The organism is Roseomonas gilardii (genome assembly GCF_001941945.1).
Lineage (GTDB): Bacteria > Pseudomonadota > Alphaproteobacteria > Acetobacterales > Acetobacteraceae > Roseomonas.
On record NZ_CP015583.1, the window covers coordinates 1,448,474 to 1,474,572 of the forward strand.

General features: G+C 70.5%; 28 protein-coding genes. 12 read left to right on the forward strand and 16 right to left on the reverse strand.

Features of this window, described 5'->3' with window-relative positions; all coding sequences use genetic code 11:
- Positions 1-53: 53 nt before the first annotated feature.
- Entirely contained in the window at positions 54-659 is a 606-nt protein-coding gene (locus tag RGI145_RS06505; RefSeq protein WP_075797722.1) for an AAA family ATPase, read from the reverse strand.
- Entirely contained in the window at positions 656-2,386 is a 1,731-nt protein-coding gene (locus RGI145_RS06510) for an AMP-dependent synthetase/ligase (RefSeq protein WP_075797723.1), read from the reverse strand. The genes RGI145_RS06505 and RGI145_RS06510 overlap by 4 nt, the downstream gene beginning before the upstream one ends.
- Positions 2,387-2,489: 103 nt before the next feature.
- On the opposite strand from RGI145_RS06510, the gene RGI145_RS06515 reads away from it, so the two are divergent.
- The 5 genes from RGI145_RS06515 (at position 2,490) to RGI145_RS06535 (ending at position 8,841) form a co-directional block, all read left to right on the forward strand.
- Positions 2,490-4,355, forward strand: a complete 1,866-nt coding sequence (locus tag RGI145_RS06515; protein WP_075797724.1) for a M3 family oligoendopeptidase — start codon at positions 2,490-2,492, stop codon at positions 4,353-4,355.
- A 7-nt stretch (positions 4,356-4,362) separates the two neighbouring features.
- Positions 4,363-5,721, forward strand: coding sequence for an ABC1 kinase family protein (locus tag RGI145_RS06520; protein ID WP_075797725.1), 1,359 nt, complete (start codon positions 4,363-4,365; stop codon positions 5,719-5,721).
- A 109-nt stretch (positions 5,722-5,830) separates the two neighbouring features.
- On the forward strand, positions 5,831-6,985 hold the full coding sequence (locus RGI145_RS06525; RefSeq protein ID WP_075797726.1) for a Re/Si-specific NAD(P)(+) transhydrogenase subunit alpha: 1,155 nt from the start codon (positions 5,831-5,833) through the stop codon (positions 6,983-6,985).
- A 13-nt stretch (positions 6,986-6,998) separates the two neighbouring features.
- Positions 6,999-7,427 carry an NAD(P) transhydrogenase subunit alpha part 2 gene (locus tag RGI145_RS06530; protein WP_075797727.1) on the forward strand — a complete coding sequence of 143 codons (429 nt, stop codon included), beginning with the start codon at positions 6,999-7,001 and terminating at the stop codon, positions 7,425-7,427.
- Positions 7,428-7,431: 4 nt separating this feature from the next.
- Positions 7,432-8,841 carry an NAD(P)(+) transhydrogenase (Re/Si-specific) subunit beta gene (locus RGI145_RS06535; protein WP_075797728.1) on the forward strand — a complete coding sequence of 470 codons (1,410 nt, stop codon included), beginning with the start codon at positions 7,432-7,434 and terminating at the stop codon, positions 8,839-8,841.
- Between the two features lie 188 nt (positions 8,842-9,029).
- Here RGI145_RS06535 and rpsU read toward each other — a convergent pair whose 3' ends face one another.
- The gene (gene rpsU, locus RGI145_RS06540; protein ID WP_019459559.1) at positions 9,030-9,233 is read right to left on the reverse strand and encodes a 30S ribosomal protein S21; all 204 of its coding nucleotides are present in this window, start codon (positions 9,231-9,233) and stop codon (positions 9,030-9,032) included.
- Positions 9,234-9,411: 178 nt separating this feature from the next.
- Between rpsU and def the strand changes: the two genes are divergently transcribed.
- The 3 genes from def (at position 9,412) to RGI145_RS06555 (ending at position 11,252) form a co-directional block, all read left to right on the forward strand.
- Entirely contained in the window at positions 9,412-9,939 is a 528-nt protein-coding gene (gene def, locus RGI145_RS06545; RefSeq protein ID WP_075797729.1) for a peptide deformylase, read from the forward strand.
- On the forward strand, positions 9,936-10,553 hold the full coding sequence (locus RGI145_RS06550; protein ID WP_075797730.1) for a COQ9 family protein: 618 nt from the start codon (positions 9,936-9,938) through the stop codon (positions 10,551-10,553). The genes def and RGI145_RS06550 overlap by 4 nt, the downstream gene beginning before the upstream one ends.
- A 159-nt stretch (positions 10,554-10,712) precedes the next feature.
- Entirely contained in the window at positions 10,713-11,252 is a 540-nt protein-coding gene (locus RGI145_RS06555) for a hypothetical protein (RefSeq protein ID WP_075797731.1), read from the forward strand.
- A 233-nt stretch (positions 11,253-11,485) separates the two neighbouring features.
- Here the strand turns inward: RGI145_RS06555 and RGI145_RS06560 are convergent, their stop codons facing one another.
- From RGI145_RS06560 to RGI145_RS06575, 4 genes are all read right to left on the reverse strand, one after another.
- Positions 11,486-12,616, reverse strand: a complete 1,131-nt coding sequence (locus RGI145_RS06560) for an OmpA family protein (protein ID WP_075799891.1) — start codon at positions 12,614-12,616, stop codon at positions 11,486-11,488.
- 197 nt (positions 12,617-12,813) lie between these two features.
- The gene (locus RGI145_RS06565; RefSeq protein WP_075797732.1) at positions 12,814-13,938 is read right to left on the reverse strand and encodes a 5-(carboxyamino)imidazole ribonucleotide synthase; all 1,125 of its coding nucleotides are present in this window, start codon (positions 13,936-13,938) and stop codon (positions 12,814-12,816) included.
- Positions 13,935-14,438: a 5-(carboxyamino)imidazole ribonucleotide mutase gene (gene purE, locus RGI145_RS06570; protein WP_051417528.1), complete on the reverse strand. Its 504-nt coding sequence runs from the start codon at positions 14,436-14,438 to the stop codon at positions 13,935-13,937. The genes RGI145_RS06565 and purE overlap by 4 nt, the downstream gene beginning before the upstream one ends.
- A gap of 26 nt (positions 14,439-14,464) precedes the next feature.
- Complete coding sequence (locus RGI145_RS06575) at positions 14,465-14,665, reverse strand: YdcH family protein (protein ID WP_019459528.1); 201 nt, start codon at positions 14,663-14,665, stop codon at positions 14,465-14,467.
- Between the two features lie 104 nt (positions 14,666-14,769).
- Between RGI145_RS06575 and RGI145_RS06580 the strand changes: the two genes are divergently transcribed.
- Positions 14,770-14,943, forward strand: coding sequence for a YdcH family protein (locus RGI145_RS06580; RefSeq protein WP_075797733.1), 174 nt, complete (start codon positions 14,770-14,772; stop codon positions 14,941-14,943).
- Between the two features lie 145 nt (positions 14,944-15,088).
- On the forward strand, positions 15,089-16,237 hold the full coding sequence (locus tag RGI145_RS06585) for a DNA topoisomerase IB (RefSeq protein WP_075797734.1): 1,149 nt from the start codon (positions 15,089-15,091) through the stop codon (positions 16,235-16,237).
- A 103-nt stretch (positions 16,238-16,340) separates the two neighbouring features.
- Here the strand turns inward: RGI145_RS06585 and RGI145_RS06590 are convergent, their stop codons facing one another.
- The 3 genes from RGI145_RS06590 to rpmE all read right to left on the reverse strand — a co-directional run bounded on the left by RGI145_RS06590 (position 16,341) and on the right by rpmE (position 18,368).
- Positions 16,341-16,928 carry a DUF1013 domain-containing protein gene (locus RGI145_RS06590; protein WP_027279783.1) on the reverse strand — a complete coding sequence of 196 codons (588 nt, stop codon included), beginning with the start codon at positions 16,926-16,928 and terminating at the stop codon, positions 16,341-16,343.
- 352 nt (positions 16,929-17,280) lie between these two features.
- Positions 17,281-17,763: an Hsp20 family protein gene (locus RGI145_RS06595; RefSeq protein WP_075797735.1), complete on the reverse strand. Its 483-nt coding sequence runs from the start codon at positions 17,761-17,763 to the stop codon at positions 17,281-17,283.
- 374 nt (positions 17,764-18,137) lie between these two features.
- Entirely contained in the window at positions 18,138-18,368 is a 231-nt protein-coding gene (gene rpmE / locus RGI145_RS06600; protein ID WP_019459523.1) for a 50S ribosomal protein L31, read from the reverse strand.
- A gap of 257 nt (positions 18,369-18,625) precedes the next feature.
- On the opposite strand from rpmE, the gene pdxY reads away from it, so the two are divergent.
- Both pdxY and RGI145_RS06610 read left to right on the forward strand, forming a co-directional pair.
- Positions 18,626-19,474, forward strand: a complete 849-nt coding sequence (gene pdxY, locus RGI145_RS06605) for a pyridoxal kinase PdxY (RefSeq protein WP_075797736.1) — start codon at positions 18,626-18,628, stop codon at positions 19,472-19,474.
- Positions 19,475-19,566: 92 nt separating this feature from the next.
- The gene (locus RGI145_RS06610) at positions 19,567-20,892 is read left to right on the forward strand and encodes an alpha/beta hydrolase family protein (protein ID WP_075797737.1); all 1,326 of its coding nucleotides are present in this window, start codon (positions 19,567-19,569) and stop codon (positions 20,890-20,892) included.
- A gap of 10 nt (positions 20,893-20,902) precedes the next feature.
- On the opposite strand, the gene RGI145_RS06615 is transcribed toward RGI145_RS06610, so the two are convergent.
- From RGI145_RS06615 to RGI145_RS06640, 6 genes are all read right to left on the reverse strand, one after another.
- Positions 20,903-21,682: a trypsin-like serine peptidase gene (locus RGI145_RS06615; protein WP_075797738.1), complete on the reverse strand. Its 780-nt coding sequence runs from the start codon at positions 21,680-21,682 to the stop codon at positions 20,903-20,905.
- A gap of 178 nt (positions 21,683-21,860) precedes the next feature.
- Positions 21,861-22,637, reverse strand: a complete 777-nt coding sequence (locus RGI145_RS06620; RefSeq protein WP_075797739.1) for a hypothetical protein — start codon at positions 22,635-22,637, stop codon at positions 21,861-21,863.
- Positions 22,638-22,736: 99 nt separating this feature from the next.
- On the reverse strand, positions 22,737-23,957 hold the full coding sequence (locus RGI145_RS06625; protein ID WP_075797740.1) for a radical SAM/SPASM domain-containing protein: 1,221 nt from the start codon (positions 23,955-23,957) through the stop codon (positions 22,737-22,739).
- A 318-nt stretch (positions 23,958-24,275) separates the two neighbouring features.
- Entirely contained in the window at positions 24,276-24,728 is a 453-nt protein-coding gene (locus RGI145_RS06630) for a DUF3574 domain-containing protein (RefSeq protein ID WP_075797741.1), read from the reverse strand.
- Between the two features lies 1 nt (position 24,729).
- Entirely contained in the window at positions 24,730-25,065 is a 336-nt protein-coding gene (locus tag RGI145_RS06635; protein ID WP_075797742.1) for a DMT family transporter, read from the reverse strand.
- The gene (locus RGI145_RS06640; protein ID WP_075797743.1) at positions 25,062-26,096 is read right to left on the reverse strand and encodes a glycosyltransferase family 2 protein; all 1,035 of its coding nucleotides are present in this window, start codon (positions 26,094-26,096) and stop codon (positions 25,062-25,064) included. Before RGI145_RS06640 ends, RGI145_RS06635 begins: the two co-directional genes overlap by 4 nt.
- Between the last annotated feature and the right edge of the window lie 3 nt (positions 26,097-26,099).

Genomic DNA, 26,099 nt, shown 5'->3' on the forward strand with positions numbered 1-26,099 from the left:
GCCACGGCCCCGCCGCGCCCTCGCTACCCTGGCCGAGATCGTCACCCGCGGGATCAGTACCGGTCCAGCGCCTGCTGCGTCAGCAGGCTGGCGGGGCGCGCGCGGCGCCGGATGGGGATGCGGGAAAGCCCGGCGCAGACCTGCTCCACCAGTTGCGGCACCGGCATCTCCGTGCGCAGCCGCAGAACCGGGCAGGACAGCCCGGCCAGCCAGCCTTCGTGCAGGGCGCGGGAGCGGATTTCCGGCCCCGCCGTGTCATAGCTTTCGGCCCAGGCCAGGAAGGCGGCGCTCGCCTCCGCCATGTCGCCGCCCGGCTGGATGCGGGCGCCGTGGCGGGCCTCCTCCCGCGCCAGCAGGCGGCGCATCCGTTCCGCCGGATCGAGGCTCAGGAAGACCACCAGGTCGAAGCGGGGCACGAGGCTTCCGCCCCAGGAGATCATGGAGCCGCTCAGCACCCAGCCGGCGGCGTCGTCCAGCGCCCGCTCCAGCAGGGCCAGCCGCTCCGGCACCGGCCGCTTGGTCGTGAAGGGCGGGTCGGTCCGCCGCCAGTAGTAGAGGTCGGCATCCTCGTGCGGGCAGCCGAGGCGCTTCGCCAGGGCCGCGCCCAGGGTCGTCGTGCCGCTGCCGGAAGCGCCGAGGATGTGGACCCGATGGCTCAATACAGCGCCTCCACCAGCGGGGCATGCTGCTGCAGCACGAGGCGGCGGCGGACCTTCATGGTCGGCGTCATCAGCCCGTTCTCGACGGTGAAGGGCGCCACCGGTCGCCAGTGGCGGATGCGCTCGATGCTGGACAGGCGCCTGTTCACCCGGTCCACCGCGGGAGCGACCCGGTCCTCCGCGCCATCCGCCGGCACCAGCAGCGCCACCACGCCCGGGCGGCCCTCGCCGGCGATCACGGCCTGGGCGATCTCCGGCTCCGCCATCAGCAGCCCCTCGATCTTGGCGGGACTCACCATGTCACCTCCCAGGGTTTTGATGAAGTCCTTCTTGCGGTCGTGGATGACGATGTGCCCGGCCGGGTCGATCTCGGCGATGTCCCCGGTGTGCAGCCAGCCGTCCTCCAGCGCCGCCTCGGTGGCCTCCTGGGCGTTCCAGTAGCCGTCCATCACCAACTCGCCGCGCAACAGCAGCTCGCCATCCCCGGCGATCCGGGTCTCGACGCCGGGCAGGGGCGCGCCGACGCTGTCGCGGCGGTTGTCCCAGGGCAGGTTGACGCTGACCACCGGCCCGGCCTCGGTCTGGCCATAGCCCTGCAGCACGGTGACGCCGAGGGCGAGGAAGAAGCCCGAAAGCTCCGGATCGAGCCGGGCGCCACCGGAAACCAGCGCCACCAGCCGCCGTCCGAAGCGGGCGCGCAGCTTGCGCCGCACCAGCCGGTCCAGCGCCGCGTCCTCGATCCGCTCCAGCAGGGACAGCGGTGGCCCGTCTATCCGCCGCAGGCCGAGGGCGAGGGCGCGGTGGAACAGGCGCTGCTTCCAGGCGGGCTCCTTTTCCAACTGGGCCAGGATGCGGTGGCGCAGCACCTGGAAGAGGCGCGGCACCGCCGTCACCAGGGCGGGCTCGACCTCGGTGAACTCGGCCGCCAGCCGGTCGGCGCCACGGCTGTACACGACCTCCATGCCGAGCGAGGGCAGCAGGAAGTTGCCGACCGTGTGCTCGTAGGCATGGGAGAGCGGAAGGAAGGAGAGGTAGCACTCCCCGTCGAGCTTCAGCCGCCGCACCACCTCCGCCAGCCCGGCCTGGTTCGCCAGCATGGCCCGGTGCGGCAGCATCACGCCGCGCGGCAGGCCGCCCGTGCCGGAGGTATAGACGAGGCAGGCCAGCCGCCCGGGCGGGATCTGCGCCACCTCTGCCATCAGCATGGCGAGGTCGCCCGGATCGGCGGTCAGCGCCTGCCAGGACAGGGTCCCCGGCGCGTCCTCCATGCAGACGAGCAGGTCGAGCCCCGGATCGTTGCCGCCGCTCCCGTCCGCATGTCCCTCCTGCGCCTGCCGCGCCGCCTCGGCGACCCGGCCGGCCAGGGCGGCGGTGGAGGCGATGGCCACCCGGGCACCGCTGTCGCGCAGGATATGGGCGTGGTCCGCCACGGTGTTGGTGGTATAGGTCGGCACGGTCACGGCGCCGATGGCCATGATGGCGGTGTCGGCGACGGGGAATTCCGGCCGGTTCTCGCTGACCAGCAGCACGCGGTCGCCCGGCATGACCCCGCGGGCGCGCAGCCCGGCGGCGGTGGCGGCCACCGCATGGGCGAATCCGGCCCAGCTCATCCGCTGCCAGCCCCCGCCCGACCCGTCCCGGACCCAGTGGCGCAGCATCGGGCGGTCGCGCCAGCGCGCGGCCAGGCCCAGCAGCATGCCGGGGAGGCTTTCCCAGCGTTCGGTCATTCTGTCGCTTCCCCCTATCGTCATCGCCCGCCTGTCTTGGTGGGAGGCGGGGTGGTCATATATCCAGGCCGTTCCACTCCTCCCGCGAGGCGCACGCATTTCCATGTTTCGATCGACCTGCCTAGCCGACTCCGCCCGCCATGGCCGCGCCACCCTTGACATCTCCGGCCGCGCCGGTGGCGGCGGGGGCGAGGCCCTGCCGGAATGGGACCTGTCGGACCTCTATGCGGGAATCGAGGACCCGAAGCTCAACGCCGATCTCGGCCATGCGGAGGCGGAGGCCCGGGCGCTGGAGGCGGAAGCCGCCGGAAAGCTTGCGGACCTGTCCGGCGACGCCCTGGCCGGGGTGATCCGGCGCTACGAGGCGGTGGAGGAGATCCTGGGGCGGGTGCTCTCCTTCGCCCAGCTCCTCTTCGCGGGCGATGCCACGAAGCCGGAACACGGCCGCTTCTACCAGACCATGCAGGAGCGGGCGACCGACATCAGCAGCCACCTGCTCTTCCTGACGCTGGAGCTGAACCGGCTGGAGGATTCCGTGCTGGAGGCCAAGCTGGCGGAATCCTCCGCCCTGGCCGCCTGGCGCCCCTGGCTGCGCGACCTGCGGGTGTTCCGCCCACACCAGCTTTCGGACGAGCTGGAGAAGCTGCTGCACGAGAAGGAGGTGACCGGCCGCTCCGCCTGGAACCGCCTGTTCGACGAGACCATCGCGGCCATGAAGGTGCGGGTGGGGGAGGAGGAGCTGACCGTCTCCTCGGCGCTGAACATGCTCTCCGACCGGGACCGCGCGGTGCGCGAGGCGGCGGCCAAGGGGGTCTCGGCGGCCTTCGGCGAGCGTGCGCCGCTGTTTTCGCTGATCACCAACACGCTCGCCAAGGACAAGGAGATCATCGACAACTGGCGCCGCTACCCCCGCCCCGGCTCGTCCCGCAACCGGGCCAACATGGTCGAGGACGAGGTGGTGGACGCGCTGGTTTCCGCCGTGCGCGCGAGCTACCCGCGCCTGTCGCACCGCTACTACGCGATGAAGGCGAGGTGGCTGGGCCTGGAGAAGCTGCAGCACTGGGACCGCAACGCGCCCCTGCCGCAGGAGGAGGACCGCACCATCCCCTGGTCCGAGGCCAAGGAGCGCGTCTTCGCCGCCTACAACGCCTTCTCCCCGGAACTGGCCGCGATCGGCCGGCGCTTCTTCGACGGCCCCTGGATCGACGTGCCGCCGCGGTCGGGCAAGGCATCCGGCGCCTTCGCGCACCCGACCGTGCCCTCGGTGCATCCCTATCTGCTGCTGAACTACCACGGCAAGTCGCGCGACGTGATGACGCTGGCCCATGAGCTGGGCCATGGCGTGCATCAGATCCTGGCCTCGAAGCAGGGCTACCTGCGCTCCGGCACGCCGCTCACGCTCGCCGAGACGGCCAGCGTCTTCGGCGAGATGCTGACCTTCCGCGCCGTGCTGGATGCCGAGACCGACCCCACCCGCCGCCGCATGCTGCTGGCCGGCAAGGTGGAGGACATGCTGAACACGGTGGTGCGGCAGATCGCCTTCTACACCTTCGAATCCCGTCTGCACGAGGCGCGGCGCAAGGGCGAGCTGTCCTCCGAGCAGATCGGCGAGATCTGGATGGGCGTGCAGGGCGAGAGCCTGGGTCCGGCCTTCGAGTTCACGCCGGACTACAACGTGTACTGGGCCTATGTGCCGCACTTCGTGCACACGCCCTTCTACGTCTATGCCTATGCCTTCGGGGACTGCCTGGTGAACGCGCTCTACAGCGTCTACCAGTCCGGGGAGGTGCCGGATTTCCAGCGGAAGTATCTCGACCTGCTGCGCGCCGGCGGCACGCTGCGGCACAAGGAGCTGCTGGCCCCCTTCGGCCTCGACGCCTCCGACCCCGGCTTCTGGAACAAGGGTCTCGACGTGATCGACGGCTTCATCACCGAGCTGGAACAGCCGGCCCCCGCCGGGGCGGCGTGAGGACCGCATGAGCGATACAAGACGCGGCAACAGCCTGTTCGGCGAGATCCGCCGCATGGCCCGCACCTCCGGCGCCGTGGGCGGCATCGCCGCCCGCGTGGCGGGGGAGCGGTATCTCGGACTGAAGACCGACAAGTCCGCGCATGCCGAGGACCTGAAGGCGGTGCTGGGCGGGCTGAAGGGCCCGATGATGAAGGTGGCGCAGCTTCTCTCCACCATCCCCGACGCGCTGCCCGAGGAATATGCGCGGGAGCTGTCGCAGCTCCAGTCCAATGCCCCACCGATGGGCTGGCCCTTCGTGCGGCGGCGCATGTCCACCGAGCTGGGGCCGGCCTGGCAGTCGCGCTTCTCCGCCTTCGGCCAGGAGGCGGCGGCGGCGGCTTCGCTGGGGCAGGTGCACCGCGCCACCCTGCCGGACGGGCGGGAGGTGGCCTGCAAGCTGCAATACCCGGACATGCCGAGCGTGGTGGAGGCCGATCTGCGGCAGCTCCGCCTCGCCATGGGCATCTATGCGCGCATGGACAGCTCGATCCAGAGCGACGACGTCTATGCCGAGCTGAGCGAGCGGCTGCGGGAGGAGCTCGACTACGAGCGCGAGGCCGCGCATATGCGGCTCTATCGCCTGATGCTGGCGGGCGAGCCGGAGATCCGCGTGCCCGAGCCGGTGCCGGAGCTGACCACCAAGCGGCTGCTGACCATGACCTGGCTCGACGGCCGCGCGATCCAGTCGCGCATCGACGAGGACCCGCCGCAGGAGGAACGCGACGCCTATGCGCGGGTGCTGTTCCGCGCCTGGTACGTGCCCTTCTACCATTACGGCGTGATCCATGGGGACCCGCATCTGGGCAACTACCAGATCCGGTCCGACCTGCACGGGATCAACCTGCTCGATTTCGGCACCATCCGCGTCTTCCCGCCGCATTTCGTCACCGCCGTGGTGCGGCTCTACGAGGCGGTGCGCGACGGCGACGACGACAAGGCCATCCATGCCTTCGAGGCCTGGGGCTTCCGCAACCTGCCGCGGGAAACCTGGGCGGTGCTGATGAAATGGGCGCGCTTCCTGCACGAGCCGCTGATCGACGACCGGGTCCGCCCGATCTCCGAGACCCAGGACCCGCAATTCGGGCGCAAGGTGGCGGAGGAGGTGCATGCCGGGCTGAAGAAGACCGGCGGCGTGCGGCCGCCGCGGGAATTCGTGCTGATGGACCGGTCCACGGTGGGCCTGGGCAGCGCCTTCCTGCGGCTGAGGGCGCGGCAGAACTGGCACCGGCTCTTCGAGGAGCTGATCGCCGGCTATGACGAGGATGCCCTCGCGGCCCGCCAGGCCGAGGCGCTGCGCCAGGCGGAGGTGCCGGCGGCGGGCTGATCCCGCCCGCGGGGGCCGGCTTTCCGGAATTCGCGACCTGCTCTCTTGCGGCCCTTCCGCCGCCCGGTGATCGTGACCGGGCAGAAACGGAAAGCGGAGGGAAGCCTGCATGCGCCTGGCTGTACCGAAGGAAAGGCGTGCCACGGAGGCACGGGTGGCGGCGACGCCCGAGACGGTCCGCAAGCTGATCGGCCTCGGCCTGACCGTGGCGGTGGAGAAAGGGGCCGGGATGTCCGCCGGCATTCCCGATGCCGCCTATGCCGAGGCGGGGGCGGAGATCGCGCCGGATGCCGCGGCGGCCCTGGCCGGGGCGGGGATCGTGCTCAAGGTCCGCGCGCCGCTGGCGGCGGGCGAGGGGGAGGTGGACGAGATCGCCCTGATCCCCGAGGGCGCCGTGCTGATCGGCACGCTGGAGACGACCTCCGCGCCTGAGCGCAACCAGGCCTATGCGGCCCGCCACATCACCGCCTGCGCCATGGAACTGGCCCCGCGCATCACCCGGGCGCAGAGCATGGATGTGCTGTCCTCCCAGGCGAACCTTGCGGGCTACCGCGCGGTGATCGAGGCGGCGGGGGCCTTCGACCGGGGCTTTCCGATGCTGATGACGGCGGCGGGCACCATCCCGGCGGCGAATGTGCTGGTGCTGGGCGCGGGCGTGGCGGGGCTACAGGCCATCGCCACGGCGCGGCGGCTGGGCGGGCGCGTCTCGGCCTCCGACGTGCGTCCGGCGGCCAAGGAGGAGATCAAGTCCCTCGGTGCCAGCTTCGTCGGCGTGGAAGACGAGGAAAGCGCCGCCGCCCAGACCGCCGGCGGCTATGCCAAGGCGATGAGCCCGGAATACCTGCGCAAGCAGGCCGAGGTCGTGGCCGCCGCCGCCGCCAAGGCGGATATCGTGATCTGCACGGCGCTGGTGCAGGGGCGCAAGGCCCCGGTGCTGCTGACCGATGCCATGGTCGCCGCGATGAAACCGGGCGCGGTGGTGGTGGACATCGCCGCCGATGCGGGGGGCAACTGCGCCGCGACCGTGCCGGGCGAGGCGGTGACCACGGAGAACGGGGTGAAGGTGCTGGGCTGGCGCAACTGGCCGGCCCGCATCCCGGCGGCGGCGAGCAGCCTCTATGCCCGCAACCTGCTGACCTTCCTGACCACCTTCTGGGACAAGGAGGCCGGGATGCCGAAACTGCCGGAGGAGGACGAGATCGTGCGTGGGGTCCTGCTGACCCGCGGCGGCGCGGTCGTCCACCCGCAATTCCAGAACAACTGAGGGGGGAACAGCGATGAACCCGAACGAGACCGCCCAGGGCTTGGCGGGCCGGGCCGATGCCCTGGCGGCGCAGGCGCTCGACCTCGCCCGCCAGGCCCGCCTGGTGGCGGAGCAGCATGCCCCGGCGGCGATGGAGCAGGTCGCCCATGGCGCCGCCGTGGTGGAGCCCTTCCTGCTGCTGCTGACGATCTTCCTGCTGGCCTGCTTCGTCGGCTACCACGTCGTGTGGAACGTGACGCCGGCGCTGCACTCGCCGCTGATGGGCGTCACCAACGCCATCTCCTCGGTGATCGTGGTGGGCGCCATCCTGGCCACGGGCCTGGGCGATTCCATCGCCGCCAAGGTCTTCGGCTTCCTGGCCGTGACGCTGGCGAGCGTGAACATCTTCGGCGGCTTCCTGGTCACGCGCCGGATGCTCGCGATGTTCAAGCGGAAGGGCTGAGGGCATGTCGCACACCCTCTCGACGCTGGCCTATCTCGTCGCCGCCGTCCTGTTCATCCTGGCGCTGCGCGGGCTGAGCCATCCGGAGACCAGCCGGCGCGGCAACCTCTTCGGCATGATCGGCATGGGCATCGCGGTGGTCGCGACCCTGGCCCAGCCGGGCATGTCGGGCGGCGGCATCGCCATCGTGCTGGCGGGCCTCGTGATCGGCGGCGGCATCGGCGCCTATCTCGCCAACCGCATCCAGATGACGGCGCTGCCGCAGCTCGTGGCGGCCTTCCACTCGCTGGTGGGCCTCGCCGCCGTCTGCGTCGCGGCCGCCGCCTTCTACGCACCGCAGAGCTTCGGCATCGGCGTGCCGGGCGCGATCCATGCCCAGTCGCTGGTGGAGATGTCGCTGGGCCTCGCCATCGGCGCCATCACCTTTTCCGGCTCGGTGATCGCCTTCGCCAAGCTCCAGGGGCTGATGTCGGGCGCGCCGATCCTGTTCCGGGGGCAGCACTGGCTGAACCTGGGGCTCGGCATCCTGCTGCTGCTCCTGGTGATCGGCTTCGTCGCCAGCGGCAGCGCGGTGCTGTTCTGGCTGATCGCGATCCTCTCCTTCGCGCTCGGCTTCCTGCTGATCATCCCGATCGGGGGCGCGGACATGCCGGTCGTGGTGTCCATGCTGAACAGCTATTCCGGCTGGGCGGCGGCGGGCATCGGCTTCACCGTCGGCAACCTGTTGCTGATCGTCACCGGCGCGCTGGTCGGCGCCTCGGGCGCGATCCTGTCCTACATCATGTGCAAGGGCATGAACCGTTCGATCGTCAACGTGCTGCTGGGCGGCTTCGGCTCGGATACCGGCGCGGCCTCGGCCGCTGGCGGCGCGGCGCAGCCGGCACGGCCGGTGAAGTCCGGCTCGCCGGAGGATGCGGCCTACATCATGAAGAACGCCGGCAAGATCATCATTGTGCCCGGCTACGGCATGGCGGTGGCGCAGGCGCAGCAGGTGCTGCGGGAGATGGCGGACCTGCTGAAGAAGGAGGGCGCCACGGTGGAATACGCCATCCATCCCGTGGCGGGGCGCATGCCGGGGCACATGAACGTGCTGCTGGCCGAGGCCAACGTGCCCTATGACGACGTGAAGGAGCTGGAGGAGATCAACCCCGAATTCGCCGAGGCCGACGTGGCCTATGTGATCGGGGCCAACGACGTGACCAACCCGGCGGCGAAGACCGACAAGTCCTCGGCGATCTACGGCATGCCGATCCTGGACGTGGAGCGGGCGAAGACGGTGTTCTTCGTCAAGCGCGGCATGTCCAGCGGCTATGCCGGGGTGGAGAACGAGCTGTTCTTCCGCGACAACACGATGATGCTGTTCGGGGACGCCAAGAAAGTCACCCAGCAGATCGTGCAAGCGTTGCAGAAATAGCGGCGCACGGCCCCCGGGGATGTCGTCCATCCCCGGGGGCGGGTGGTGCGGGAGCCTGGGCGGCCCCCTGCCGGACTGTCCGGAACGGGCATCCCCAAACTGAAAAACCGCGGTCTGCGGGGATGAACCCGCACCGCGGTGTTTCAAAGCAGCTCTCTGGTGCCCTTCCCGGGGGGAAGGGGGAGGGCTCAGAAGCCCTCGCGCTCCAGGCGCTTGCGCTCGACCTTGCGGGCGCGTCGAACGGCCTCGGCGGCCTCGCGGGCGCGGCGCTCGGACGGCTTCTCGTAGTGCCGGCGGAGCTTCATCTCGCGAAAGACGCCCTCGCGCTGGAGCTTCTTCTTCAGGGCCTTCAGGGCCTGGTCAACATTGTTATCCCGAACGACGACCTGCACGCGGCTCGGTCCTCCTGTTCCAAAAAGGGTGGTAAATGACGTGCCGAACCACAGGCGCTGCCGCCCGATCCTCGGGAGCGGCGCCGATAGCACGTCCGCCGCCTGCAAGGAAGCCCTTCCAGTCGGCACCGGGCATCCCAGATGGGGTTCCCGTTTCTCTTTATCCAGGGACCAGTCGATGGCCATCCTCAAGATCGCGCGAATGGGCCATCCGGTGCTGCTGCGCCGTGCCGAGCCCGTCGCCGACCCGCGCGACCCGGAGATCCGCCGCCTCGCGGAGGACATGGTGGAAACCATGCTCGATGCCGGCGGAGTCGGCCTCGCCGCACCGCAGGTGCATGTGCCGCTGCGCCTCTTCGTCGTGCGGGAATGGGAGGGCGGGCGCGCCCTGATCAACCCCGAGCTGGAGCCGCTGGGCGAGGAGGTCGAGAGCGGCTGGGAGGGCTGCCTCTCCATCCCTGGCCTGCGCGGCTGCGTGCCGCGCGCGAAGCGGGTGCGCTGGCGGGCGCAGGACCTCGATGGGCGTGAGATCGGGGGCGAGGCCGAGGGCATGAGCGCCCGCGTCCTGCAGCACGAGTACGACCATCTGGAGGGCACGCTCTATACCATGCGGATGCCGGATCTGACGCTGCTGGGCTTCGAGCAGGAACTCGCCCGCGCCGCCGCCGAGCGGCGGAAGGCGGAAGAGGCGGAGCCCGCTTCGTGATCGCCTGCCTGCCGCCGCCGCCCCGGATCGCCCCGCCCGAGCGCAGCCCGGAGCGGGATGCCCTGTTGCGGGCCAGCCTGCCGCATGTGCCACGCCTCGGCTGGAGCATGGCGGCCCTGCGTGCCGGCGCCGCATCGGCCGGCCAGCCGCCGGAAATCGTGGAATCGCTGTTTCCCGCCGGGGCGCCGGGGGCGCTGGAAGCCTGGTGCGACCTGGTGGACCGCGAGATGGCGGAGGCCGCCGACCTGTCCGGGCTGCGCACGCCGCAACGGGTCCGCACCCTGATCGCCACCCGGCTGCGGCTCGCGCGCCCCGACAAGGAGGCGGTGCGGCTGGCTCTGGCGCAGCAGGCGCTGCCCTGGAACGTCCGCCTCGCCGCCCGGACCCTGGCGCGCACCGTCAGCGCGATCTGGGAGGCCGCGGGGGACCGTTCCGACGACCTGTCCTGGTACACGCGGCGCGCGACCCTGGCGGGACTCTATGGCAGCGTCCTGGCCTACTGGATGGGCGATCCCTCGGAGGACGATGCCGCGACGCTGGCCTTCCTGGACCGGCAACTGGCACGCCTCGCACAATTGCAGAAGCCACGTCCGCGATGGGGGCGGGTTGCCTGACGCTTCTGCCATGGCATTTCGGCAACGAACCGCAAGCCATTGCTCTCCCTTGATCCAGCTTCCCGAAAATCTCTCCTGTGCAGGGCGGCTGGCGGCCATTATAGGGCGTGTGGGGGCAGGGGGTGCCCTCGCCATTCTTGATCGGAGAACCCGGCTGCGATGAAGCCGTCTCGCTTTCTGCTCGCCGGCCTGGCAGCGGCCTTCGCCGGCGCCGCCACGCCTGCCCTTGCTCAGTCCTGCATCCAGCCGACCGAAAAGGCGGCCTTCGACGTGCGCGCGCTCCAGAGCCAGCTGATGGTTGTGGCGCTGACCTGCAAGCACGAGGACGTCTATAACGAGTTCGTGAAGCGCTATAACACGCAGCTTCACGGCGCCTACAAGACCATCGACGCCAGCTACCGCCGCGCCGGTGGCCAGAAGGCGCTGGACAGCTACATCACCTCCCTGGCGAACGTGCAGTCGCAGGAAGGCATCCGGATGGGCTCGCGCTTCTGCCAGAACAGCGCGGACCTCATCAAGACCGCCCTGGAGGCGCCCAACGACGTGACGGCCCTGTCGCGCCTGGCGATCGCCAACAACCTGTCGAACCCGCATGGCCGCTCGGAATGCGCCACCACCACCACCGCGGCGGTGACCCGCACGGCGGCGCCGAGCAAGCCGCAGGTCCGCAAGGTGTCGGCCACCACCAAGAAGCACTGAGGGCAGGCCTGGACCCGAGAGGCCACCCCGGGGGGTCGGGGGGCATCGCGGGGACAGAAGCTATGAAGAGGGCGCCTCCGGGCGCCCTTTTTCATGCCCGCTGTCCGGCCGATGGTACGGCCCGCGGGGCGCCATCCGGCCAGGGCGCCTGCCTGGGGCGGGCACAAAGAAGAAGGGCCGGTCCTCGCGGACCGGCCCCCTTTCCTGAAGCGACGTATGGAGCGTCTGCGCGATCAGCGCAGGACGATCTCCACGCGGCGGTTCTGCGGCTCGCGCACGCCATCGGCGGTCGGCACCAGCGGACGGCTCTCGCCGAAGGCCTCGACCGTGATCTCCGAACGCTGCACGCCATTGCGCACCAGCTCGGCGGCCACGGCGTCGGCGCGGCGGCGCGACAGGCCCATGTTGTACTGCGGCGTACCGGAGCGGTCGGCGTGGCCGGCCACCTCGATGCGGGTCGAGCCCGTGCTGCGCGCGTTCTGCGCCGCCTCGGCGATGATCTGCCGGGCGCGGTCCGTCAGGTTGTAACGGTCCCAATCGAAGAACACGAGGTAGGTGCGGGCCACGGCCTGCGGAGCCACAACCGGGCCAACCGGCGGGGGCGGCGGGGTCGGCGTGTTGAAGGCGTAGCGCAGGCCCAGCATCGCCGAGTGGTTGTAGTTGTCGAACTCGGTCTTCGAGCGCGACAGGACCGTGCGGGTGCCGTTGGCGGCCACGCTCTGGATCTCGGTGTCGAACTGCGGCGACAGCGTGCCCAGGAAGCGGTATTCCGCCGTGAACGACAGGCCGGGGACGGCCGGGATCGGGAAGGCGAGGCCGGCGATGCCCTGGTAGGCGAACTGGCCGTTGGTGTCGTCGATCACCAGACGGGCGTTCGGGCCATAGCGGCCGGTCGCGTTGTCCATCTGCACCCACTGGTAGCCCACGCCGGCGCCGATATAGGGCACGACCGGGGTGAACTGCGGGATGAAGCTGGGCAGGGCGAAGTCATAGAAGACGTTGCCCATCGCGCCATAGGTGCGCTGCTTGCCGCCGATCGAGTAGCCGCGCGTGCCGAAGGCGCTGAGCTGGTCGATGTCGTTCTCGCGGTAGCTGCCTTCGGCCTCGATCCGCAGGCCGTTGCCGAAGCCCCAGCCGATGCTGGCGACACCGCCCCAGCCCAGCTCGTACTTCGCCTTCAGGCTGTCGTTCGGCAGGCCGAGGCGAACGCGGACGGAGGAGTCGGAGTCGACATTGTTCGTGCTGCTCTGCACCCAGTTCGCGCCCGCGCCGCCACCGACATACAGGCCGGTGATCGGCTGCGCCTGGGCGGCCAGCGGCAGCGACAGGATCGTCGCGGCCATCAGTGCCTTGCGAAGGCTCATCATAAATTCTCCCTCGATCCCATCAGGGCATCGCAACCGCAGACCTGTGAGGAAGAACCCCCCGATTCACGCTGCGGCGTAACGGGGAGATAGCATTGGCTTTCCCGGAAAGCATCCGTCTGCGTCTCGTTTCTGCATCACTGTGGCAGCGTTGCCACGAGCGTTCCGGGGCCGGAAGCCTTCCCCCGTGGCAGGCCTCAGATTCGGCCGAGAAGGGCCGTCTCGTCCGTCTCCGCCAGGGTGCCGGGCGGCAGGAGAAGGTTGGCATGGCCCATCTTCCGGCCGGGGCGCGGGGCGCCCTTGCCATAGAGCTGCCCCACCACGCCGGGCGCGCCGAGAATCGCGGGCCAGCGCGCCATACCCTCGGGGCCGATCAGGTTCCGCATCACCGCGTCGGCATGGCGCGTGGTGGCGCCGAGCGGCAGCCCGGCGACGGCGCGGGCCTGCTGTTCGAACTGACCGGCGATGCAGGCCTCCGGCGTCCAGTGGCCGGAATTGTGCGGGCGCGGGGCGATCTCGTTGCCCAACAGGGTGCCGTCCTCCATCAGGAAGAACTCCACCGCCACCACGCCGACGAGGTCCAGCGCCTCCGCCACCCGCGCGACATGGCGCCGCGCCTGCTCCGCCACCGTCGCCGGGATGCGGGCGGGGGCGAAGGACAGGTCGAGGATGTGATGGGCGTGGCGGTTCTCGGCCACGTCATAGGTCGCCACGCTGCCGTCGAGCCCGCGCGCGGCGATGGCCGACACCTCCATCACGAAGGGAACGAAGGCCTCCAGGATCAGCGGGCGCGGGGAAAGCCGCTCCCAGGCCGCGTCGAGATCGGAATCCTCCCGCAGCACCGCCTGGCCCCGGCCGTCATAGCCCAGGCGCGTGGTCTTCAGCACGGCGGGCAGCCCGAGCGCCGCCACGGCGGCCGACAGGTCCTCGCGGCTATGCACCGCGCGCCAGGGCGCGACGGGAACGCCGGCCTCGGCCAGGAAGGCCTTCTCCAGCAGCCGGTCCTGGCACACGGAAAGCGCGCGGCGCCCGGGGCGGCAGGGCACCACGGCCTCCAGCGCATCCAGCGAGGCGACAGGCACGTTCTCGAACTCGAAGGTGACGACGTCCACGGCGCGGCCGAAACGCTCCAGCGCCGCGACATCCTCATAGGGCGCGACGGTGCGGGCGGCGGCGACCTGCATGCCGGGGGAATCCTCCTCCGGCGCATAGACATGGCAGCGGTAGCCGAGGCGGGCCGCGGCCATGGCGGTCATGCGGCCGAGCTGCCCGCCGCCCAGGATGCCGATCGTGGCGCCCGGGGGGAGGGGGGCGGTGCTCACGCGGGATTCTCCGGCACGGATTCGGTCTGCGCGCGGCGATGCGCCGCCAGCCGGTCCGCCAGGGCCTCGTCGGTGCCGGCCAGGATGGCGGCCGCCAGCAGCCCGGCATTCACCGCCCCGGCGCGGCCGATGGCGAGCGTGCCGACAGGGATGCCGGCGGGCATCTGGACGATGGAGAGCAGCGAATCCATGCCCTTCAGCGCCTGGCTTTCCACCGGCACGCCCAGCACGGGCAGCGAGGTCATCGCGGCGGCCATGCCGGGCAGGTGCGCGGCCCCGCCGGCCCCGGCGATGATCACCCGCAGGCCGCGCCCCGCGGCGCCGCGGGCATAGTCGTAGAGGCGGTCCGGGGTGCGGTGGGCCGAGACCACGCGGGTCTCGTGCGGGACTTCCAGCGCGGTCAGGATCTCGGCAGCGTGGCGCATCGTCTCCCAGTCGGAGCGGCTGCCCATGATGATCCCCACCAGCGGCGTGGCGTCAGGCGCTCCGGGGGAGGGCATTCGGGGACTGGTCAGGGCGGCCTCCGTCACGCAATGATGTCCGGAAGAAGCTGGCTTTCGAGCCAGACGATCTCGTCCTTCAACTTCAGTTTCCGCTTCTTGAGGCGCTGCATCTGGAGCTGGTCGCTGACGCCCAGTTCCATGCGCGTGATGACGGAGTCCAGGTCCCGGTGCTCGCTTCGGAGCTCGTGGAGGCGGCGAAGGAGGCTGTCGCGATCGGCGAGCATATGGGGCGACGGTTCCGGAAAGGGCTGCAACCCGAAGGGGTCCGCGCCCATAACATACATGTGCGGCCCTGACAGCCGCTAATCGGGAGAAGGAACCAAGGCTCATGCAGACTGCCCCGCGCCTGCGTTCGCTGGAAGAACGTCACGCCGCGCTGGAGGCCAGGCTCTCCGCCGAAACCCACCGTCCCAAGCCCGATGAGGCGGAACTGACCCGCCTGAAGCTGGAGAAACTACGTCTGAAGGAGGAGATGGAGCGCCTGCGCGGCGCGACGGGCTGAGCCCGAGGGGGCACCGGAGGCCCGGCCGGGCCTCCGGTGCCCCCACTCCTCCATTCCCCACCGCGATGGCCACCCCGTCACGCCCGGCAGGCGGACGCAACCGCCCGGGCGGCTGGCCGGTTTTCCGGTGCGGAGAACCCGCCCGATGTCCCTCGACGCCGCCCGCCACGACCCAGCCCCGCAGGGACCGCCCCCACACGGACAAGCCCCGGGTGGCACACCGCCGGAACTGCGGCGGGCCGCCCGGTCGGCGGGGCTGCGCTATGTGTCCGACGAGGCACCGGGGATCACGCGCCGGCGGGCGGGAAGCGGCTTCGCCTATCGCGATCCGGAGGGGCATCCGCTACGCGACAAGACGGAGCTCGCCCGTATCCGCGCGCTGGCCATTCCACCCGCCTATCGCGACGTCTGGATCTGCCCGTTGGCGAGCGGGCATCTCCAGGCCACGGGCCGGGACGAGCGAGGCCGCAAGCAGTACCGCTACCACCCCGACTGGCGGGAAGCGCGGGACGCGGCGAAATACGGCCACATGCTGGAATTCGCCGCCTGCCTGCCGGAGATCCGGAAGCGGGTGGCGGCCGATATGGCGCGACACGGGCTGCCGCGGGAGAAGGTGCTGGCGACCGTGGTGCGGCTGCTGGAGGAAACGCTGATCCGCGTCGGCAACGAGGACTATGCCGCGCAGAACGGTTCCTATGGCCTGACCACGCTGCGGAACCGGCACGTCCGGCTGGGCGGCGGCGAGATCCGCTTCGACTTCAAGGGCAAGAGCGGCAAGCGCTGGCAGGTCGGGCTGCGGGATCGCCGGGTCGCGCGGGTGATCCGGGCCTGCCAGGACCTGCCGGGGCAGGAGCTCTTCGCCTATCGCGACGAGGCCGGGGAGGCGCACGCCATCCGGTCCGAGGATGTGAACGACTATCTGCGGGAGATCACCGGGCGCGACATCACGGCCAAGGACTTCCGCACCTGGGCCGGGACGGTGATGGCGGCGCTGGCGTTGCGGGAGTTCGAGCGCTTCGACAGCCAGGCGGCGGGCCGGCGCAACATCCGCGAGGCCATCGAGCGCGTCGCCCGGCGCCTGGGCAATACGCCGACCGTGTGCCGGAAGTGCTACGTCCACCCGGACCTGCTGGAAGGCTACCTCGCCGGCGGGCTGGTGATGGAGGTGGCGGAGGAGGCGGGACAGGAACTTCGGGACCGGATCGGGACCCTGCGGCCGGAGGAGGCGGCGGTGCTGGCGCTGCTGACCCGCCTCCGGGGTGGCGGAAGCGGCAAGCGCGGCCGCCCGGCCTAGCCGCGACGCGGAGGAAAGGCGTACGCCACCCGGCGGAAGGCGGCGCCTTCCGGCACCGGCCTCCGGAAGGCGCGTCGGGGAGCCCGGAAGCCGGAGCCGCGGCTCAGTAGTTGCCCTCGGCTTCGGCCCCGTCCTCCGCCAGCGGCATGATCGCCGGGGCCGCGCCCGGGGCGCGATCGGCGGCGGCGGCCACGGCGGCGTTCAGCTCCGACTGGGTACAGAGGCCCAGGATCACCGGATCGCGCGGCTTGATGTTGGCGGAGTTCGCATGGGTGCGGTCGCGCACCTTGGCGATGGTCTCCTTGGTGGTGGCCAGCAGCTTCTCGATCTGGGTGTCGGTCAGCTCGGGATGGTTGCGGAGCAGCCACAGGATGCCGTCCGGCCGGTCGGTGCGCTTGGAGACGGGGATGTAGCGGGCGCCCTTGCCGCGCTTCTTGGGCACCGGGATCGGGCTGGCCAGCAGCTTCAGCCGCGCCTTGGGGTCGGTCTCGCAGCGCGCGATCTCGTCACGCGTCAACTGGCCGTTGGCGACGGGGTCATAGCCTACGATGCCCTGCGCCACCTCTCCATCGGCGATCGCCTGCACCTCCAGCGGATGCATGCCGACGAAATCGGCCACCTGCTCGAAGGTGAGGGAGGTCTTGTCGATCAGCCACACGGCGGTGGCCTTGGGCATCAGGGGGCTGGACATCGGAGCGTAACCTCTGGACAGGGGCCTGGCCCCCGGGAAAAGGAGCGTCGGGCAAAGAGCATCAGGGGGCCGCCATGGGGAAAGCCCCGCGAACGGGGCGGACTCATGGAGGGGCCAAGGGGCGGCCCGCTGCGGCAGGTCGGCGCCTCCTATAGTGAGAGGCCCGGGCCGGGTCAAAACCCGGACAGGCCAATCCCGATCAAAAGAGTCGGACAGGCCCGGAGGCACCATCCCGGGGGCGAAAGCAAAAGGGCTGGCGGATCGCTCCGCCAGCCCATCGATCCCGGAAAAGCGGCCGGCGGGCCGCCCCGGGGAGCCGGGGAAACCGGCGCCCCGTGGGCTCAGGCCGAAGTCAGGCGGCCCTGGGCTGGCCTTCACCCGATTCGTTCGCCACTTCCAGGGCGGCGCGCGGCGCGGCCGTTCCGATGGCAATGCGGCGGGGCTTCAGCGCCTCGGGCACCTCGCGCTTCAGGGAGACGTGCAGGAGGCCGTTCTCCATGTCGGCGCCCTGGACCTGGATATGGTCCGCGAGCACGAAGCGGCGCTCGAAGGCGCGGCCGGCGATGCCGCGATGCAGGTAGCGGCGCTGCGTGTCATCCTGCGCCGCCTTGCCGGACACCACGAGGACATTGTCCTGCGCCGTGATCTCGATGTCGTCGGGGCCGAAGCCCGCCACGGCCATCGTCAGCACATAGCCGTCATCCGACACGCGCTCGATATTATAGGGTGGATAGGCGGGCCCATCCGCGGCGGCGCGGGCGGTGTCCACCAGCCGCGCCATGCGGTCGAAGCCGATGGCGGTGCGCAGAAGGGGGGAAAGGTCGAAAGCGTTCACGAGAACCTCCTCAAGCCAAGCAAGGTCCGGTTGCGGAGCGGCATGCGAGCCGGAGGACATCCCATCGGGGGCGATGTGCTGGCCGCTGCCGCGCCGGCGACCCCGATCGGGCATCGCTGGCAAGGGGAAGATTGGAAGGGGAAACAGTGCGTTCAAGACCCCTGGCCAATGGGAAAAGGCTCCGGAAGACCCTTCCGGGAGTTCCCCCCGGTGGCGCCCCGCGGGGCTCCGCCACCGGAGGTCGGACCCGGCACCATCCCGGGAGCCGGCCGGATCGGAAGGCTCCCCAGGAAACGCGAAGGGCCCCACGGGAAGACCCGCGAGGCCCGGAAAGCGCCCATGCCCCCGGCCTGGCCAGGGGGAGCCAGGTCGGCTCAGCCCTTCTTGCGGGCGCCGATGCCGGCGAACTTCTTGTTGAACTTGGCGATCTGCCCGCCCGTGTCGATCACGCGCTGCTGGCCGGTCCAGGCCGGATGGGACTTCGGATCGATGTCCAGACGCAGCGTGTCGCCTTCCTTGCCCATGCAGGAGCGGGTCTTGAAGGTGCTGCCGTCGGTCATGATGACCGTGATCTCGTGATAGTCGGGATGGATATCGGGCTTCATCGGGGATCTCGTGTCTAGTGGCCGCCCGATGCCGACCGGGCGCGCGGAAACGCGGCTTCTAGCCGCCACGCCCCGGCGGCGCAACCATCAAGGCCCCATGGCAAGGCCCCATGGCAAGGCCCCATGGCAAGGCCCCATGGCAAGACCCCGCGACAGGAACCGCCGGGCAGGGCCCCGCCCGGCCGGATGGCCTTGCCCCCGGCCCGCGCCGCGCCCAAACCGGTGATGTGCGATCGTCTCTCCTTGGTGAAGCCGCGATGAACATCCTCTCCATCCAGTCCTGGGTCGCCTATGGCCATGTCGGCAATGCCTCCGCCGTGTTCCCGCTGCAGCGGCTGGGCGCCGAGGTCTGGGCGCTCAACACCGTGCAGTTCTCCAACCACACGGGCTATGGCGCCTGGCGTGGCCAGGTCTTCGGGGCGGAGCTGATCCGCGAACTGGTGGCGGGGATCGAGGAGCGCGGCGTGCTCGGCACCTGCGACGCGGTGCTGTCCGGCTACATGGGCGATGCCGCGATCGGCGAGGCGATCCTGGAAGCGGTGGCGCGGGTGCGGGCGGCCAACCCGCAGGCGCTCTATTGCTGCGACCCGGTGATCGGCGATGTCGGGCGCGGGGTCTTCGTCCGCCCGGGCATCCCGGAATTCATGCGCGACCGGGCCCTGCCCGCCGCCGATATCGTCACCCCCAACCAGTTCGAGCTGGAATGGCTGACCGGGCGCGCCGTCGGCACGCTGGCCGAGGCGAAGGAGGCCGTGCGCGCCCTGCAGGAACGGGGCCCGCGCTGCGTGCTCGTGACCTCGCTGCGGGTGGAGGACACGCCGGCCGACGCCATTGAGATGCTGGCGGCGGAGGGCGGGCATTTCTGGCGCGTCCGCACCCCGCTGCTGCCGATCTCGGTCAACGGGGCGGGCGATGCCATCGCGGCGCTGTTCCTGTTCCACCGGCTGCGCTGGGGCGATGCGCGGGTGGCGGTCTCCTCCGCCGCGTCCTCGATCCACGGGCTGCTGCGGCGGACGGCCGAGGCGGGTTCGCGCGAGATCCTGACCGTGGCGGCACAGGACGAGTTCGTGCGGCCCAGCCAGACCTTCGTGGCGGAGCCCTGCTGAAGCCGTCCTGGGGAGGTGCTTTCCTGGGGGTCCTGGCCGCGCCAAGGCGACTGATCTAGCCTCCCGCGCCGGACGGCACGGGAGGAAAGCCGATGCGTGGAAAGACGATCCTGGCCCTGGCCGGGCTGGTGGCGGGCCTGCCCGTGCTGGCGCCAGCGGCCGCGCGGGCCGCACCCGGCCCGGTCGCCTGCCCCGATGGCCTGCCCGCCGGCACGGAATGTCGGCGCGGGCGCGATGCCAACGGCGCCTATTACTGGATCGCGGTGCCGAAGGACTGGAACGGCACGCTGGTGGTGCACAGCCATGGCGGCCCCCGCCTCGGCGCGCCGAAGCCGGACGATCCGGTGGAGGACCTCCAGCGCTTCGCCGTCACCGTCTCGGAGGGCTATGCCTGGGCCGGCAGCAGCTACCGCCGCGGCGGCTATGGCGTGCGCATGGCGGCGGAGGATACCGAGAACCTTCGCCAGCTTTTCGTGGCCGAGGTGGCGAAGCCGAAGCGCACCTTCATCCACGGCCAGTCCTGGGGCGGCAATGTCGCGGCCAAGGCGATCGAGCTCTATCCCGGCAGCTATGACGGGGCGCTGCTGACCAGCGGCGTGCTGGCGGGCGGCACGGAGGGCTATGGCTACCGCACCGATCTGCGCGCCGTGTACCAGTACTACTGCCACAACCACCCCAGGCCCGATGAGCCGCAGTATCCGCTGAACATCGGCCTGCCCGCCGGTCAGCGGATGACGGCGAAGGAACTGGCGGAGCGGGTCGATGCCTGCACCGGCGTCGACAAGCCGGCGGCGGAGCGCAGCCCGGAGCAGGCGCGGAAGCTGGCGGAGATCACCGCCGTGACGCGGGTGCCGGAGCGCACGCTGGCCTCGCACATGAACTGGGCGACCTTCCTGTACCGCGACATCGTGACGGAGCGCCTGGGCGGCCGCAGCCCCTTCGGCAACGAGGGCGTGCGCTACACGGGCTCCTCCGACGACGCGGCACTGAACGCGGGCGTGGCGCGGCTGCGGGCCGATCCGAAGGCCGTGGCGGAACTGGCCGGGGACAGCGACCTGACCGGCAAGGTCACGATCCCGACCCTGACGATCCACGCGATCGACGATCCCACCGCCTTCGTCGAGCACGAGAGCCATTACCGCGCGGTGCGGGAGAAGGCGGGCACGGCGGGGCTGCTGGTGCAGAACTTCACGCGGGAGCATGTGCACAGCAAGCTGCACACGCCGGAATACGCCGCCGCCTTCGCGGCCCTGTCGCGCTGGGTGGACACGAAGCAGGCGCCGGAACCGGCGGCGATCGCGGCCTCCTGCGAGGGCTATCGCAAGGCCTATCCGGAAACCTGCCTCTTCGACCCCGGCTTCCACCCGGCGCCCTATGACAGCCGGGTCTATCCGCGCGACCCGGCCGGGAAGGACTGAGGGGCGCCTCTCAGGAGATCAGGCCGAGCCGGGCCCAGTCGTCCAGGATGGCGGCGAAGGCGATGCCCTCGTTGCGGAAATGCGTGCTGTTGCCGTTCGGCTCCGGAATCCAGCCGCCGCTGTGGTGCAGGGCGACCAGCGCCCAGCCGTCATCGAAGACCGGCGAGCCGGAGGAGCCTGGCATGGTGTCGGTCAGGTACTGCACCACCTGCCCGTCCGCATAGGCGACCTCGTTGTCCACCAGCCCGATCTGCTTGGGCTGGCCGCCCGGATGCTGGATGATGTTCACGCGCATGCCGGCCGAGGCGGCGGTGCGGTAGGGCGGCACGAAGCCGAACTGCATCCCCGGATCGCCCTGCACGCCGACCAGCGTGTAGTCCAGCGCCTCGCTCGTCACGAAGAGCATGTCCGGCGCGCAGTTGTAGTAGCTGCTGGCCATGAGCTGGCCGGAGACATCCGTCTCGTAGTTGAAGCGCAGCAGGGTCTGGCGCGCGTGATCCACGCTCGGGATCACATGGTTGTTCGTCAGCAGCAGGTTGGGCGCGATCAGGAAGCCGGTGCCGAGGCCGAGGCCGGTGACGATCACCTGCGTGACGCAGCGCGCCCGGCGCGTCCCCATCTCCAGGAAGGAGATGGGCCGCAGGTTGTTGTCGCCGATCAGCACCTCCTTCTGCGAGAAGGCCTCGTTCTGGCTGCAGACGCGCCGCACCGACAGCGCCTCCCGCGTGCCGCGCGTGTTGTCTTCCTGCCCGTGCCACTGGAAGCCGGGGCCTTCGATCACCTGGAACATCCGTCCTCTCCGCTTCATCCATTCGCGACATGGGGCTGGGTCGGGGGGCACTCCCGTGCCGCATGGTCTCCACCCCGGCGAGCGGCGCCGGAACGGGTGCCTGGACCATGACGCCGGGGGCGCCCCCACCCTTCCGTTCCGGCGGCGCCTCCCGCCAGGGCAGGAGGCGCGGCCGGCCCTAGCCGCCCGAACCCGGCGTCCCGCCGGAGCCCGCGGCGAGCTGCTGGATCTGCTGGTCCAGCGCCTCGCTCTCATTGACCAGCAGGTCGGCCAGGGCGCGCAGCCCCCGCGCGACATCGGCGATCGTGGCCGCGGCGGGCACCGTCACGGTGAAGCCCGCCCCCTGGACGGTGGCTTCCTGCCGGCCCGCCATGCCGCCCAGGCCGCGCTGCCCGGCCGTGGCGATGGCCACCACCACCGTGCTGGCGGCCCGGCCGAGATCGGTGCCGAGGCTGCCGCGCTGCCCGGCGCTGGCGGCGACGATGACCACGGTGCTGGCGGCCCGGCCGAGATCGGTGCCGAGGCTGCCGCGCTGTCCGGCGCTGGCGGCGACGATGACCACCGTGCTGGCGGCCCGGCCGAGATCGGTGCCGAGACTGCCGCGCTGTCCGGCGCTGGCGGCGACCACCACCACGGTGCTGGCGGCATTGCCCGCCTGGCTGGCGATGCTGCCGCGCTGGCCCGCCGTGGCGATGGCCACCACCACCGTGCTGGCGGCCAGGCCGCCCAGGAAGCGGCTGCCTTCCGTCAAGTCCAGCGAGGGCTGGATCTGCTGCTGGAAGTCGGGGCTGTTCACATCGACCCCGTTCTTCTCCAGCAGCTCCAGCGTATCCGCCAGGAAGCGGGCGCGCGCGGTGGGCGACTGGAGAAGGCGCTGCTCCAGCGCCTCGAAATTGCCCGTGCTCGAAGAGCCCGTATCGGAGGGGCCCGTGCTGCTACTGCCTGTATCGGACATGGCTGTCTGCTCCGGACTGGACGTTTCGGGAAGTTCACGGCGGGGAGGTGGCCCTCGGGGGGAGGCGGCCCCGTCCCCGCTTCCGTGAGGTGCGCGTCCTCAGACGATGCTGACCGAGCGGAGGGTGTCGAGGATGACACGCTCCCCGGCCGCATCGCCCTTCTGCGCCCGCACCGCGGCGAGAAGCTGGGTGATCCGCTCGCATTCCAGCCGCTCCATCACCGCCAGGATGCGGTCGGCCAGGACGGGGTCGCGGAACAGGCGGTGGCAGAGATGGCAGGGGCCCACCGCCTGCGACGGGTCGGGAAGATCGCGTGCCAGATCGGCATCGGCCTCCCGCAGCAGGCGGTAGAGCTCCGCGAAGTTCTGGCTCTTCATCACCCGCAGCAGCAGGGAGCCCTCGGCGCGATCCCAGACCTCGGACAGCGTGTCGCGATAGACATTGCCGAGGCTGAGCTTCGGCATCTCGCGGTTGTAGACCGAGCAGCAGGGATAGACCTCGCCATCCCAGAAGACCGTGATGTCGTGGTAGATCCGCTTGTAGCAACTGCCGAAGCCGGGGCTTTGCGGCACATGGCCGTAGCTCGCCGGCGTGACGGAGATGTTGCGTTGCCCCATGCGCCCGACATCGGGCAGCACGACGCGGTTGACGATGTCGATATCGGGCTGTCCCGCATATTCGGGGAAGATCTGCTCCAGCCGCATCGTGTCGTCGTAGAAGCTGGAGCAGAGGCAGACGCGCACGCCGCATTCGCGGGCCGCGTCGATGGCGTTGCGCACGTATTGCAGCGGCACCCAGTTCTGGTGGCTCGGGTCGTGCGTGGCGGTGAAGACGTCGATGCCATGGGCGGCGAGGTCGCGCAGCACGCGCCGCGCCTCCGCCATGTCCTTCGCCCAGTAGCAGGAGGAGATCATGGAGAAGGGCAGGCCGTGCTTCTGCATGCGCGCGGTGATGCGCATGATCTCGTCGTGGAAGATCAGCGCCTCGCCGCCGGTGAAGCCGCATTGCGCGAAGATGCCGAGTTCGGCGGCCTGATCGACCAGGTCCAGCGCCAGCGCCTCGTCCATGGTCTCGCTGCGCTTCGGCGAGCAGCCGTAGCAGCAGTAGTCGCAGGCCAGCGGGCATTTCATCGTGTAGTTGAGGATCAGGATGTTGAAGAGATCCGGCTCCGGCGTGAAGCCGGTCATGCGGGCGATGTCCGTATCGACCTGCTGCCGCCGCAGGGAGCGCGGCGCCATGGCCGCTCGCGGCCGCATGATCTGTTCCGGGCGCGTCACGCGGGCATCGAGTGCGGGGATGCGGTGGCAGGGGCTCGACATGGCTGGGGTCCTGTCTGTTGCTGTCCTGGCGGAAGGCAGAGAGATCTCGTCAGCGAAACGGCAGGGAATTCCCCCTGCCGGGGCGCAGTTATTCCGAGTCAATTCTGTCGTGTTGTTTAGATTTACTGTAACTCATCATCCACTTGAATGATAAGTCACGGTTCCCGCTGAATATTTATTATGTGATTTCGATATTAGAACGATATCACGATCGGTTGATGATTGAGGAACTCCACGCAGCTTCAACCGATCCTGGCAGAGCCGCCGTGCCCGGCGACACAGTGCCGTCACCCGGCCAGCGCGGTACCCGTGTCGGTATCAGAAGCCGATGCAGGCGGGACGCAGGAGGCGCAGCACGGATTCCTGCTGGAAACGCCGCCGGTAGGCTTCGGCGAGGGGCTCCAGCCGGGACGCGGCCTCGGCCGGACTGGCACCGGGCAGGGCGAGGATCAGCAGCTTCGATGCCTCGCGCCCCGCGTGTCCATCCGCGCCACGCCACTGGCCGATGGCGTCGAGCACCGTCAGCCCATCCGGAAAGCGGGGCGTGACCTCGGTGGCGAGGAAGGCATCCCAGGCAGCCTCGCCGACCACCTGAGCGCCATCGCGGTTCCGGCCGAAGAAGAGCTCCGCCACCACGCCCTGCCGCAGCCCGTCCGGGCAGGCGATGGCCGGAGCGGCAGGCGGCGCGGCACAGGCGGAAAGGGCCAGTGCCACGGCGAGGGCGGGAAGGCCGCGCCCGCCGCGCGTGATCCCGGCAGCGGGACCGGCCATGTCAGGCCACGGCGAGCAGGGCGACCCCGGCGCAGATCAGCCCGAGCGCCGCCACCTTGGCCGGGCCCAGCATCTCGCCGAAGGCGAAATGCCCGATCGCCGCGACCGCGACATAGGAGACGGCGGTGCAGGGCAGCGCCACGCTCATCGGCAGCTTGCGCAGCGCCACGATGTAGAGCAACGCCGCGCCGCCATAGGCGCCGAGCCCGATGATGGTCTGCCAGCGGAAGAGCTGGGTGAGGAAGCCGCCCTCGCCCAGCGTGCCGGCCTTGAGCAGGATCTGGCCGAGCAGCGAGGTGCCGATCGCCGCGGCGAGTGCAATCCAGGACGGCGTCATCGGACTTCGGCACCATCCCGCTGCACGGCTGCCACGGCGGGCTCATGGGGCGGCGCCTCCGGCCGCGCCCGCAGCTCCTCCCGCACCACGCCCTGCGGCTTGCCGTTGGCGGACAGGAAGGCGCGGCCGACATACTCGCCCAGCACGCCCAGGATGACGAACTGCACGCCCGCGATCAGTAGCGTGACCACCATCAGCGAGGGCCAGCCGGAGGGCATCCCGTGGACGAAGGTCTCGGCCACGACCCAGCAGGCGCCGAGCAGGCCCAGCAGGCCCATGGCGATGCCGGCGAGCCCGGCCATGCGCAGCGGCTTCACCGAGAAGGAGGTGGCGAGGTTCAGCCAGAGCCGGATCAGCCGGCGCAGCGTGTAGTTGGAACGGCCCTCGGCGCGGGCGAGGTGGCGGACCTCGATGGAATCGATCCGCTGCGTCACCTGCATGACCAGCCCGTCGATATAGGGATAGGGGCCGGTGTAGCGGGTGATGTTATCCACCACGAGCGCGGACATGCAGCGGAAGGAAGAGAGGTAGAGGCCGGCCGGCTTGTCCAGCAGGCTGTCGGCCACCTTGTTGGCGAAGCGCGAGCCGATGTTGCGCCAGGCCTCGTGCTTCTTCTCCGCATAGCGCGTGTACACCACGTCCCAGCCGCCAAGCCGGGCATGGTCGTAGAGCCGCACGACCTCCTCCGGCGGGTTCTGCAGGTCGTCGTCCATGGTGATGACGTAGCTGCCCCGGACCCGGCGCAGCCCACTCATGACCGCGTTGTGCTCGCCGAAGTTGCGCGCGTGCTCGACATAGGTGAGCGGCACCGTGGCGGTCTCGATCAGGCGCCGGCAGACATCGCCGGAATTGTCCGGGCTGCCGTCGTTCACCAGGATGATCTCGATGCCGCCGGCGGGGCGCAGGGCGGACAGCGCTTCCACCAGCCGGCCCACCGTGGCCGCGCCGCGATACACCGGGACGACGATGCTGAGGCCCTGGAAGCCGTCCCGGGGCGGGGGCACGGCCGATGCGGAGGGCAGGGGAAACATGGC